General features: G+C 59.9%; 9 protein-coding genes, 1 tRNA gene and 1 riboswitch. Of the genes, 4 read left to right on the forward strand and 6 right to left on the reverse strand.

Annotated elements, in window-relative coordinates; all coding sequences use genetic code 11:
* Positions 1 to 148 precede the first annotated feature (148 nt).
* Positions 149 to 255: riboswitch (yybP-ykoY riboswitch) on the forward strand.
* 88 nt (positions 256 to 343) lie between these two features.
* Positions 344 to 1,330: a sodium:calcium antiporter gene (locus G5306_RS10265; RefSeq protein WP_421312831.1), complete on the forward strand. Its 987-nt coding sequence runs from the start codon at positions 344 to 346 to the stop codon at positions 1,328 to 1,330.
* Between the two features lie 67 nt (positions 1,331 to 1,397).
* On the opposite strand, the gene G5306_RS10270 is transcribed toward G5306_RS10265, so the two are convergent.
* The 3 genes from G5306_RS10270 to pepA form a co-directional block, all read right to left on the reverse strand.
* On the reverse strand, positions 1,398 to 4,250 hold the full coding sequence (locus G5306_RS10270) for a valine--tRNA ligase (RefSeq protein ID WP_421255059.1): 2,853 nt from the start codon (positions 4,248 to 4,250) through the stop codon (positions 1,398 to 1,400).
* Between the two features lie 65 nt (positions 4,251 to 4,315).
* On the reverse strand, positions 4,316 to 4,771 hold the full coding sequence (locus G5306_RS10275) for a DNA polymerase III subunit chi (RefSeq protein WP_421312832.1): 456 nt from the start codon (positions 4,769 to 4,771) through the stop codon (positions 4,316 to 4,318).
* Positions 4,772 to 4,945: 174 nt separating this feature from the next.
* Entirely contained in the window at positions 4,946 to 6,454 is a 1,509-nt protein-coding gene (gene pepA, locus G5306_RS10280; RefSeq protein ID WP_005336423.1) for a leucyl aminopeptidase, read from the reverse strand.
* A gap of 172 nt (positions 6,455 to 6,626) precedes the next feature.
* On the opposite strand from pepA, the gene lptF reads away from it, so the two are divergent.
* Positions 6,627 to 7,739, forward strand: a complete 1,113-nt coding sequence (gene lptF / locus G5306_RS10285; RefSeq protein ID WP_005342794.1) for an LPS export ABC transporter permease LptF — start codon at positions 6,627 to 6,629, stop codon at positions 7,737 to 7,739.
* Between the two features lie 26 nt (positions 7,740 to 7,765).
* Positions 7,766 to 8,836 carry an LPS export ABC transporter permease LptG gene (gene lptG / locus G5306_RS10290; protein WP_216952705.1) on the forward strand — a complete coding sequence of 357 codons (1,071 nt, stop codon included), beginning with the start codon at positions 7,766 to 7,768 and terminating at the stop codon, positions 8,834 to 8,836.
* Positions 8,837 to 8,902: 66 nt separating this feature from the next.
* Here lptG and G5306_RS10295 read toward each other — a convergent pair whose 3' ends face one another.
* Positions 8,903 to 9,436, reverse strand: a complete 534-nt coding sequence (locus G5306_RS10295; protein ID WP_421172973.1) for an RDD family protein — start codon at positions 9,434 to 9,436, stop codon at positions 8,903 to 8,905.
* Between the two features lie 143 nt (positions 9,437 to 9,579).
* Here G5306_RS10295 and G5306_RS10300 point away from each other — a divergent pair.
* Positions 9,580 to 9,665, forward strand: a tRNA-Leu gene (locus tag G5306_RS10300).
* A 236-nt stretch (positions 9,666 to 9,901) separates the two neighbouring features.
* On the opposite strand, the gene G5306_RS10305 is transcribed toward G5306_RS10300, so the two are convergent.
* On the reverse strand, positions 9,902 to 10,525 hold the full coding sequence (locus G5306_RS10305) for a PepSY-associated TM helix domain-containing protein (protein ID WP_421312833.1): 624 nt from the start codon (positions 10,523 to 10,525) through the stop codon (positions 9,902 to 9,904).
* Positions 10,526 to 10,589: 64 nt separating this feature from the next.
* Complete coding sequence (locus tag G5306_RS10310) at positions 10,590 to 12,632, reverse strand: TonB-dependent receptor (protein ID WP_421312834.1); 2,043 nt, start codon at positions 12,630 to 12,632, stop codon at positions 10,590 to 10,592.
* Between the last annotated feature and the right edge of the window lie 30 nt (positions 12,633 to 12,662).

The following is a 12,662-nucleotide window of genomic DNA, read 5'->3' on the forward strand; positions in this document are numbered from 1 at the left end:
TGTGGATAGTGAACTACCTACAGCAATCGGTGTGCCAACAGCGTAATGGCGCCGGGGAGGGGAGGCTGGCGATACATTTCCTTACAACTTATTGAATGAGTTATCAGTAATTTGCCTTGTGAGGTGACGGTCGAGTTGGTAAAACGTCCCCTCAGTCATTGGGGAGTAGCAACCCGCCCGTATTCCGGGCCGGGCCCATGTCAACACTCTTGGATCCTCGCATCCATGGCATGGGCGGCGATAGGCACTATCGCTCTGCAAGACCTTTGGCCTCGATATGCACGCCAGCCGGGCGAGCCATGTCGGGTCCATCGGTTATTCTGCTCGCCTGGCGGTATCTATTATGTTGATTACCCTGCTGTTATTTCTCGTCTCTGCGGTCACTATCTATCTTGCTTGCGAATACTTCGTTAACGGCATCGAATGGACCGGACACCACTTCAAACTCTCGCAAAGTGCCACTGGTTCGCTGCTGGCTGCACTGGGTACGGCCCTGCCCGAATGCATCGTCACCCTGACCGCCCTGCTGATGGGCAACACGACCGCCCAGCAGGAAATCGGCATCGGCGCCGCCCTCGGCGGGCCGCTGGTGCTGGCCACCATCGGCTATGGTGCGGTCGGTCTCACTCTGCTGCTTTGCATGGGGCGTACCGAGCGCGCCATCAATGGGGAGGTACAGCGCGAGATTGGCCGGGATCAGCGCTGGTTTATGGGGATCTTTCTGGTGGCGACCGCGCTGGGGCTGGTCGCCTTCACCGGCAAGAGCTGGCTGGCCCCGCTCTTCCTGCTGGTCTACCTCGTCTATGTAAGGCGCGAGCTGAAACAGAGTGACAGCCATGAGGTCGAGCTGCCGGAGCCCCTCAAGCTGGCTCCAAATGCCGGGATCCCGCCCCTTGGCAAGGTGCTGCTGCAGACACTGGCTGCACTGGTGGTGGTGGCGCTGGCGGCCCAGCTGTTTGTCCATCAGCTGGAGAGCATGGGCGAGCTTTTTGGCCTCTCGCCGGTGCTGGCGGCCCTGCTGTTGAGTCCGGTGGCGACCGAGATGCCGGAGCTGATGAACGTGCTGATCTGGGTGCGGCAGGGCAAGAACCGGCTGGCACTGGCCAATATCTCCGGGGCCATGATGATCCAGAGCACTATCCCCAAGGCGTTCTGCTTGCTCTTTACCCCTTGGTTGCTGGATGGCGCAATGATGGCCTCCTCGCTGGTGACGCTGTTGGCGGTGGGGTTGCTCTGGTGGGGGTTCAGAAAGGGAACCATGACCGCCGGACGGCTGGCGCTGGTCGGTCTGCTCTATCTCGGTTTTTGCAGTTGGCTGCTGGTGAGCTGAAACGGGAAGCGCGGATATGAAAAAGCCCCCTTGGCAGGGGGCTTTGTTGTATCGGTTGGGGCGGTGCTTACAGCGCGGCGATTTCGGCCTGCTGGGCTTCCAGCTTGGTCAGCTGGAGACGGTAATCTTCCAGCTTCTCACGCTCTTTGGCGATGACCGCTTCCGGCGCCTTGGCGACGAAGGCTTCGTTGCCAAGCTTGCCTTCGATACGGCCGCACTCGCCCACCAGGCGGGCAACCTCTTTGGCCAGACGGGCCAGCTCGGCATCCTTGTCGATGAGACCAGCCATCGGGATCATCAGCTCGGTGGCACCGATCAGCTTCTTCACTGACAGCGGGGCGGTTTCACCGTCCGCCAGTACGCGGATGGACTCCAGACGGGCCAGCGACTTGAGGAAGGCCTCATTGTCAGCGGCGCGCTGGGCATCCTTGGCATCGCACTGGAGCAGCACGTTGAGGGGCACGCTCGGGGCCACGTTCATCTCGGCACGGATGTTGCGGATGCTGACGATGAACTCCTTCACCCACTCCTGATCCGCCATCGCGGCTTCGTCCACCTTGGCGGCGTCGAACTCCGGGAAGGCCTGAATCATGATGGTGTCGGCGTGTACGCCGGCCAGCGGGGCGACCGATTTCCAGATGGTCTCGGTGATGAACGGGATGATCGGGTGCGCCAGACGCAGCAGGGTCTCGAGGACGCTGACGAGGGTGTGGCGGGCAGCGCGTTGATCGGCCTCGGAACCCTTGGTCAGCACTGGCTTAGTCAGCTCCAGATACCAGTCACAGAACTGGTTCCAGATAAATTCGTACAGCACGCCAGCCGCGATATCGAAGCGATAGGTATCGAGGGCGGTGCGGAAGTCACGGATGGCCACTTGCAGCTGGGACTGGATCCAGCGGTCCGCCAGACTGAACTGCATCTCGCCGCCGTTGAAGCCGCAATCCTGATCTTCGGTGTTCATCAGCACATAGCGGGAGGCGTTCCACAACTTGTTGCAGAAGTTGTTGTAGCCATCCAGGCGCTTCATGTCCCAGTTGATGTCACGACCGGTAGAGGCCAGCGCTGCCAGCGTGAAGCGCAGGGCGTCGGTACCGTGGGCATCGATCCCTTCCGGGAACTGCTTGGCGGTACGCTTGGCAATCTTCTCGGCCATCTGCGGCTGCATCATGTTGCCGGTGCGCTTCTCCAGCAGATCTTCCAGCGAGATGCCATCGATCATGTCGAGGGGGTCCAGCACGTTGCCCTTGGACTTGGACATCTTCTGGCCTTCTTCGTCACGGATAAGGCCGGTGATGTAGACGGTCTTGAACGGGACTTGCGGCTGGCCGTTTTCGTCCTTGATGAAGTGCATGGTCATCATGATCATCCGGGCAATCCAGAAGAAGATGATGTCGAAGCCGCTCATCAGCACGTCGGTCGGGTGGAAGGTCTTGAGTGCCTCGGTGTTGTTCGGCCAGCCCAAGGTGGAGAAGGTCCACAGAGCGGAGCTGAACCAGGTGTCGAGCACATCTTCGTCCTGACGCAGTACGGTTACGGTCGGGATGCTGTGCTTGGCGCGCACTTCATCTTCGCTGCGGCCAACGTAGACGTTGCCGGCGTCGTCATACCATGCCGGGATGCGGTGACCCCACCACAGCTGACGGGAGACGCACCAGTCCTGAATGTCGCGCATCCAGGAGAAGTACATGTTTTCGTACTGCTTCGGCACGAACTGGATGCGGCCATCTTCCACCGCCTCGATGGCGGTCTTGGCCATCGGAGCCACGCGCACGTACCACTGGTCGGTCAGCATCGGCTCGATGGGCACGCCACCGCGATCGCCGTACGGCTGTTGCAGTATGTGATCCTTGATCTCGTCCAGCAGACCCAGCTCTTCGAGCTTGGCCAGAATCGCCTTGCGGGCGGCGAAGCGCTCCAGACCGGCGAACTCGGCCGGCAGGGCAGCGTCATAGGCGGTGCTCGGGTTGCCGTGGGTATCGACCACTTCGGCCTCGGCACGCACGTGGGCGTCCAGAGTGAAGATGTTGATCATCGGCAGGCTGTGGCGCTTGCCCACTTCGTTATCGTTGAAGTCGTGGGCAGGGGTGATCTTCACGCAACCGGTGCCCTTCTCCATGTCGGCGTGTTCGTCGGCAACGATGGGGATCAGACGGTTCACCAGCGGCAGCAGGATGTGCTGGCCGATCAGCGCCTTGTAGCGCGGGTCTTCCGGGTTCACGGCCACGGCGGTATCGCCCAGCATGGTCTCCGGACGGGTGGTGGCGACGATCAGGTAATCCTTGCCTTCGGCAGTCTTGGCTCCATTGGCAAGCGGATAGCGCAGGTGCCACATGTGGCCCTTGATCTCGCGGTTTTCCACTTCCAGATCGGAGATGGCGGTGTTGAGTTTCGGATCCCAGTTCACCAGACGCTTGCCGCGGTACATCAGGCCATCTTCGTAAAGACGAACGAACACTTCCTGCACGGCGGCGGAGAGACCCTCATCCATGGTGAAGCGCTCGCGCTCCCAATCTACGGAGTCGCCCAGACGGCGCATCTGGCGGGTGATGGTGCCACCGGACTCTTCCTTCCACTGCCAAATCTTGTCGATGAAGGCATCACGGCCGTAATCGTGGCGAGTCTTGCCCTCTTCTGCGGCGATCTTGCGCTCAACCACCATCTGGGTGGCGATACCGGCGTGGTCGGTACCTGCCTGCCACAGGGTGTTCTTGCCCTGCATGCGGTTGTAGCGGATCAGGGTATCCATCAGGGTTTGCTGGAAGGCGTGACCCATGTGCAGGCTGCCGGTGACGTTCGGCGGCGGGATCATGATGCAGAAGGAGTCTTTGCTGGTGTCGCCGTGGGGCTTGAAGTAACCCTGGGCTTCCCAGTGCTGATAGAGCGCCTGTTCGATGGCGTTGTGATTAAAAGTCTTTTCCATGGTCTCGCCGTAATCTGGATGGATGGATTCTGGTGTTGATTCGTCGTGGATCACAGGCGGCGCAGTCAGGGCTGCGCCGGATCCGGTGCGGCAAGGACGGGCTGATCCCTCATTTCGAGGGTATGGCCTGCCTGGCGATAGTGCTTGTAGCGCTCGCGGGCTTGCTGCTTTTGTGTTTCGTCAGTGGGGACAAAATCTACCACTTGAGCGAAGTGTCCTGCAAACAAAGGTGTCGCAGTGGCCAGATTGATGAGTCGGGCGTAGCGCCGTTTCGGTGGCTGATAGCCGAGCTCCACAGGGGCCATGCCGCTTTCGCCTTGCAGCTGGTGCGGCACGAAGCGCTCCGGCGGCAGTTGCCACAACAGCTCGTCCAGACGCAGTGCCTGGGCCTCATCGTTGCAGAACAGGTAGATATGGCCCGCCCCCCACGACTCGGCCGCCAGAGTGCAGGCCAGTCGCTCGACCGCAGAGGCCTGCGCGTCATCCTGTTCGCTCATCAGGTAAAAGGTCACTTGGCTCATCAGGTTGATCCTGTTTTGCGGCGACGGACTGTTGACCGCCTCATGAGGTTGACGGGGCGTTTCCCGTCCGCAACTCACTGATTCAAGAATGAAACAAGGAAGAGGCGGGCCTCTTCCTTGTGGTTCAGGGTAACGCCAACCCTTCCGATGCAGCCATCGGCAGGGGCCGGAGAGTTACTCTTTCTCTTCGATATCCACGCCAGCCCGGTTCAGCAGGAACTGGGTCAGCAGGGGCACCGGACGACCGGTGGAGCCTTTATCCTTGCCACTCTTCCAAGCTGTCCCGGCGATATCCAGGTGGGCCCAGTTGTACTTCTTGGTGAAGCGTGACAGGAAGGCCGCCGCGGTGATGGTACCGGCAGGACGACCGCCGATGTTGGCCATGTCGGCGAACGGGCTGTCGATCTGCTCCTGATACTCGTCGAACAGCGGCAGACGCCAGGCGCGATCACCCGCCTGCTCGGAGGCGTTGAGCAGCTCGTGGGCCAGCGGGTTGTGGTTGGCCAGCAGACCCGAGGTGTGGTGGCCCAGCGCGATGACGCAGGCACCGGTCAGGGTCGCCACGTCGATCACTGTTTCCGGATCGAAGCGGTCCACATAGGTCAGCGCATCACACAGTACCAGACGACCTTCCGCATCGGTGTTGAGCACTTCGATGGTCTGGCCGGACATGGAGGTGAGGATGTCACCTGGGCGATAGGCGTTGCCACCCGGCATGTTTTCGCAGCCTGCCAGCACGCCGATGACGTTGATCGGCAGTTGCAGCTGGGCCAGCGCATGCATGGTACCGAGCACGGAGGCGGCGCCACCCATGTCGTACTTCATCTCGTCCATGCCGTCGGCCGGCTTGATGGAGATGCCGCCGGAGTCAAAGGTCAGACCCTTGCCGACCAGCACGATGGGCTTGGCATCCGGATGACCCTTGTATTCGATGATGGCCATCATGGCTTCGTTATCGGAGCCGCGGGCCACCGCCAGGTAGGAGTTCATGCCGAGCTCGGCCATCTCCTGCTCGCCCACCACCTTGGTGGTGATGTTGTCGTAGGCATCGGCCAGACGACGGGCCTGGGAGGCCAGATAGGCCGGGTTGCAGACGTTGGGCGGCATGTTCGCCACGTCGCGGCAGACCCGCACACCCTTGGCCACGGCCAGACCGTGAGCGATGGCTTTTTCACCAATGGTCAGTTCCCGACGCGTCGGCACGTTGAATACCAGCTTGCGCAGCGGGCGACGTGGCTCGGCCTTGTTGGTCTTGAACTGATCAAAGCTGTAGAGGCCCGCCTTGGTGGTTTCTACCGCCTGGCGCACCTTCCAATAGGTATCCCGACCCTTGACGTGCAGCTCGGTGAGGAAGCAGACCGCTTCCATGGAGCCGGTTTCGTTGAGGGTGGTGATGGTCTTGTTGATGATCTGCTTGTACTGGCGTTCGTCGAGTTCCCGCTCCTTGCCGCATCCGACCAGCAGTACGCGCTCGCTGAGCACGCCCGGTACTTGATGCAGCAGCAGCATCTGGCCTGGTTTCCCTTCCAGGTCGCCACGGCGCAGCAGCGAACTGATATAGCCATCGCTGATCTTGTCCAGTTGTTCGGCAACCGGAGAGAGGCGACGCGGCTCAAATACGCCGACTACGACGCAGGCGCTCCGTTGCTTCTCTGGACTGCCACTCTTTACACTGAACTCCATGGAATCTCCTACATCCTAAAGACAAAAGGCACCTTTTATTGAATAATGCGGTGCTTGTTGGGGTATCAGAGGCGGAGCGAACAGCCACAGGCTCCGCAGTTCAAACTGGTAAAAATCCAATATACGGCCCTATTTTTCAGGCATTCGACTAAAAACACAAGTTTACTTGGGAATGACTGTGATCGTTTTCCGATATTTGTTCAGGGAAACCCTGAAAACCCAGCTGGCAGTGTTATTCGTATTGCTGCTTATCTTTGTCAGCCAACAATTTATCAAGATCATCGGTGATGCCGCCGATGGCGAGGTGCCGACACGTCTGGTCTCCACCCTGCTGCTGCTCAACTTGCCCAATATGGCGCTGTTGATGCTGCCTATCAGTCTCTTTTTAGCCATTTTGTTTGCCCATGGTCGCCTCTACGCCGAAAGCGAGATGACGGTGATGCATGCGGTGGGTTTCAGCCACCGTTTCGTAATGCGCAGCGCCATGTTGCTGGCCTTGCTGACCGCTGCAGTCGCAGCGTTCAACACCGGCTGGATCGCCCCGCAGGCCAAGGAGCGAGAGTATCAGGTGATCGACGAGTTCAAGTCGGATCCGGGGATCTCTTTCCTGCAGGCGGGCCGCTTTATGGAGCTCGATAAGGGGCGCCTGGTTGCCTATATCCAGGATTTGAACGACAACGGCTCGAAGCTGCAGAAGATCTTCATCTTGCAGCGGGCTGAAGGCAGCAACCCCCCTTCGGTGGTGGTGGCCAGCGAAGGGGTGGTGACGATCGATGAGAATGGTCTGCAGTGGCTGACTCTGAAGGATGGTTCCCGCTATGAAGGCAACTTCTCCGGCAAGCAGTTCCAGATCTCCGATTTTCGCGAGTATGGTCTGGTGATCCGTCAGCAGGAGATGGAGCGCTCCAACCGCAAGGCGGCGGCCAAACCCACCATGGAGCTGCTGGGTACCCAGGAAAACGACATGATGGGTGAATTGCAATGGCGTATCTCGCTGCCCCTCTCCATTCCGGTGCTCACCCTGCTGGTAGTTCCGCTGGCTCGGGTCAACCCCCGTCAGGGGCGCTACGCCAAGCTGTTGCCGGCCATCATGCTCTATCTCTCCTACTTCCTGCTGCTCAGTGCTGCCCGCTCGGCTATCGACAGTGGCCGGTTGCCCTACTGGCCGGGGATGTTCCTGGTTCCGCTCGGTTATCTGCTGTTTATTGGCCTGCCCCTCAATTTGCAGGGCACCAGCTGGTGGAACGGGGTAAAGAGCAAATATTTCATAAACAAATCAAAATGATGAAGCCCACATAGGAACTACCGCTGATGTTTGGCATTCTCGATAGATATATCGGCAGGGTCATTTTTATGTCGATCCTGCTGTGTGAGCTCACGCTCGTTGGTCTTGCTGCGCTCATCAAGTATGTGGAACAGCTCAAGTCTGTCGGAGAGGGCAACTACGACATGCTCAATGCTCTCTACTATGTGTTGCTCTCCATGCCCAAGGAGGCGGTGCTCTTCTTCCCGCTGGCGGCACTGCTGGGCGGTCTGATCGGTCTGGGCCAGCTGGCGACCAGCTCCGAGCTGGTGGTGATGCAGGCGGCGGGCCGCTCCAAGATCAGTATTGTAATGGCGGCGCTCAAAACCGCGATCCCGCTGATGATCCTGGTAGGACTGATGGGGGAGTATGTGGCCCCTGTCGCCAAACGGATGGCGGATGATATCCGTGCCGGTGCCATGTCGGAAGGGCGGCTTACCGTCTCGGCCTACGGGGTGTGGGCACGGGATGGCAACAACTTCGTTAATATCAACGGGGTGCGCAACGATGGTGCCCTGACCGGCATCACCCTCTATCGTTTCACCCCCGAGCGCAAGCTGATCGACGTGGTGCAGGCACGGGAGGGGGTATTTGAAAGGCATCACTGGCTGCTCAAGCAGACGCAGGTTACCCGCTTCGACGACCCGGCTCAGATCCGCAGTGAAGAGCACGACAAGATGGAGTGGAGCTCGGAGCTGACGCCCAAGCAGCTGGGGGTGGTGAGTATCGACCCCGAGAATCTCTCGGTCTCCGGTCTGCTCGACTACATCGGTTACCTGGACGCCAACAAGCAGGATGCCGGTCGCTACAAGCTGGAGATGTGGCGCAAACTGCTGTCACCGCTCTCGGTGGTGGCGATGATCCTGCTGGCCTCTTCTTTCATCTTCGGCCCGTTGCGTTCGGTGAGCATGGGGGCGCGGATGCTGATGGGGATCATGACCGGTTTCGCCGTCTATGTGAGTGATCGGGTGTTTGGCCCCATCAGTCTGGTCTATGCGGTACCGCCCATTCTGGCGGCTGTCGCGCCCAGCCTGCTGTTTGGCGGCATCTCCTTCTACATCCTCAGCCGCAAGCAGTAATTCACACGTGGTAATACAAAGAGGGCACCTGCTGGTGCCCTCTTTCGTTATTGCATTGATCCGGTATTACTTGTTCAACAATTCCAGATTGGCCTCTTTGCTCAGCACAATCACTTCGCATTCGGCCCAGATATCCTGGAACGCCCGTGGGCGCTTGCGGTTGAACAGGCACATCAGGTTGCCCAGACCAAAGGCGGCAGTGGCGAGACGGATCAGCGCCTGGGTAATACGGATATGGCTGCCATCTTCGTTCTGAATGCGCAGCCGCCAGGCGCGCATGCCGACGGTCTGGCCAGCGCGGGTCCAGAACCAGGTGTAGAAACCGCAGATGACGAAGGCGAGCCACAGGGTGTAGATCAGGCTCAGGGGGTGGCGGGTCAGCAACCAGACGGTATCTTCACCCGCCGGTACGCTGGCCATGCCGGTGACCAGCAGCAGCTTGGCGACCCCCATGCCGATAAAGCCGGCGATGATCAGCAGCGAAGTCACCACCAGCGCATCATAGATCAGGGCGCCGAGGCGACGCAGCAGACCTGCTGACGGGTATGGCTGAGTGGCGGGAGAGGGGGATTTTTGTTGGACTTTTTTAGGCTTGGCCATCGTTTTTATTCCATTAAGATGATGGCGGCATTCTATGTAACTGGCCCCGCATCAGCAAGGCGTTGAATAAATGAACAAACGGGAGTGTTCAATCGAAAAACACCTTGCATGGCATCGCGCCATTCGTATAATCCCTCGCAGTTGCCCGGGTGGCGAAATCGGTAGACGCAGCGGATTCAAAATCCGCCGGTGAATAACCGTGTCGGTTCGAGTCCGACCCCGGGCACCATCAAATTCATGACAAAAGGCCATCAGCAATGATGGCCTTTTGTTTTTGGCGTTCCTGCGAGTTGGTGCGTTACTGCTGAACAGGAGTACTTCCCGTTACCTCTTGGTATCCCTTCTCTTTTCCCGCTCTCCGTTATTTCCTTTTCTTGATGTGGCCGCTGACGGCATCACTGCCAGCGGCCTGTTTCTATTGCGGTTTTTTTCCAAACCATGCTGCATCAGAACATGGTTGCCGCGCTATCCCAGCAGGGCAAACAGCAGGGTACCGAGGGTACCTGCGAGCGTCAGCGCTATGATGGCTCTGGGTGTGCCGTGCAGCTTGGTCCACATAAACAGGCTGGTGAGGGCGAGCAGCAGCAGGGCCAGGGCGGCGATATCGCCAAACAGCTGCCAGCCGAGGCCGGTGCCCATGCCGCGGTGCAGCCGGTTGAGGCTGGCGGCAAAGTTGGCCAGTTGCAAGTCGGTACGTACCAGCAGGGTACCCTCAACATAGCTGGCGGCCACGCTCTGGCTGAGGGTGACGCCGCGCATCTCCCACTTGGCGGGCAGGGTGAGCGGGCCGTTCGGGGTGGGCAGGATCTGGGCCGGGGTGATCATGGTTCGCCCATCGGCAAAGGTATCGGGATAGCGCTGTTGCAGCAGGCTTTTCAGCTGCTCCGGGCTGGTGAGTGGTGCCTTGAGCACTATCTCTTCACTCGATTTGTCGGTGTGGGGGCCGGGGATGGGCAACACGGCTCGGTGTTGCAGCCAGAGGCCGGTGATGCCGTACATCAGCATCAGGGCTAGGGTAAAAAAACCGGCCCAGGCATGGAGGCGGCGTACCCATTTGTTGTTGTGAAGGGGAACTCTTCTGCGTTTCATCGTGGTTGCTTCATAAAAAAACTGGCCAGCAAGGGCTGGCCAGTCGGGGTGGTTGTCACAGAGATCAGAAGCGGTAGGTACCGGTCAGACTCAGCTGACGGGGTGTGCCCGGCATGATCTGGTTGGCACTGGTGGCGCTGACGAAGTACTCGTGGTCGGTCAGGTTTTCGGCGCTCAGCTCGGCTTCCCACTGTTGCCAGCGATAACCGACGCGCGCATCGAAGCGGGCGTAACCGGGCAGTGTGGTGGTGTTGGCGTTGTCGGCAAAGCGATCGCCCACCGCCGTTACGCCGGTTTCACCGAACCAGCCCTGCTCGCCACTCTTGTAGCCGAGATAGAGCTGGCCATTCTGACGGGAGACGTTCATCGGGCGCTTGCCCTGCAGATCCGCATCCGCCTTGACCTGCTCCGCATCCTGAATGGCGAAGCCGCCACGCAGATAGATCTCGTCGGTCAGCTCGGCGCGGGCGCTCAGTTCGACCCCTTCGGTACGCTGCAGGCCGGTGAGGATCACCTTGGTGGGATCCAGCGGATCCTTGGTGCGCTTGTTGTACATCTCCAGTCGATAGAGGGAGAGAGTGGTCGCCAGCTTGCCGTTCAGCCAGTCACTCTTCACGCCACCTTCGTAGAGGCGGGTGTGCTGGGGTTCCAGCCCGTTGTTCTTGTCGCCCGGGGTGATGCCGATCAGCTCGCCGCCCACCGGGGTGAAGGTCTTGCTGTAGGAGGTGTAGAAGGCGTGATCCTCGAGGGGATTCCACACCAGACCGAGGCGCGGGCTCAGGCTGTTGACCGAGACGCTCTCCTCCTTGTTGAGGTCGTAGCGGCGACTGGTGACGGTGAAGTCGTCACGGCGCAGCCCGCCCACCAGATGCCAGTCACCCAGGCTGAGCTGATCCTGCAGATAGAGGCCATTGCCGCGCACCTTGTGTTTGGCGTCGCTGGAGAGCTTCATGGCGCCATTGTAGGTAGGCAGTGAGCCCGGGTCGTAGAGGTTGCCGGACGGGATGGCGGTGGCGTTCTGGTAGAGCTTGGGTGTGCGCTCCTGCCAGTTCTGCTCGAAGCCGGCCAGCAGGCGATGTTCCACCGGGCCGGTCTGGAACAGACCTTCTGCCTCGGTGTTGCTGATCAGGTTCTTCGCTTTCAGATCCTGCTGCCAGCGGGAGCGGGTCACCTGATCCCCTTTGACGCTGGTGACATAGGTGTTGTCAAACTGGCTGTCGAGGGTGGAGTAACCGAGCTGCTGGCGCAACTGCCACTGATCGTTGATATCCCAGGAGAGGCGTGAGCGGGTGGATTGTGCCACGTCATCGATGAAGTCGCGGCTGGTATCGCTGTAGACATACTCTCGCGGCACATCGGCCGGACGGCCATTGACCCCGGGAATGCCGCGATCCGGGGTGCGGTCATGTTCGTTGCGCTCGTACTGCACCAGCCAGTTGAGGTTGTCGCTGATCTCCCAGTTGGCGGAGGGGGCCAGCAGGGTGCGCTTGCTCTTCACGCCGTTGCGGAAGCTATCTTTGTCCTCTTGCGCCATGTTGAGGCGCAGTTGCACCTGCTCACTTGCCTCGCCATTGAGGTCGGCGGCCAGTCGCTGACTGTCAAAGCTGCCGACCCGGGCGGTGACGCTGGACTCCTGCCCTTTTTGCGGCTTCTTGCTGACCCGGTTGACGATGCCCCCCGTGCTACCGCGGCCGTAGAGCACGGCAGCCGGGCCCTTGAGCACTTCCACCCGCTCGATGTTGCCGAGATCCCGGGTGTACTGCATGTCGTCGCGGAATCCGTCGAGATAGAAGTCGTTGCTGGCGCTGAAGCCGCGGATATTGACCCCGTCGAAGCGGGTATCACCGCTTGCGTTGACCCCGGGAATGCCGCTCAGAGCTTCACTCAGCGTAGGTTGGCCGAAGGCGGTCAGCTCGCTGACCTTGACGCTGTCGATGGTCTGGGGAACCAGCTTGGCTGGCGTATTGGTACGGGTTGCGGTGGCAACTTCCTGATGCTGGGAGCGTTTGCCAACCACAGTCATGGTTTCATCGGTGGCCTGGGCAGTGAAGCCGGTGCCCAGCAGTGCCAGCGAGACCAGCGTTCTGCGAAAGTGAGGGTGCTGCATATTCAATATTGACTCTTTGGATGTCGACCT

The organism is Aeromonas sp. 603404 (genome assembly GCF_049171775.1).
Lineage (GTDB): Bacteria > Pseudomonadota > Gammaproteobacteria > Enterobacterales > Aeromonadaceae > Aeromonas > Aeromonas veronii_A.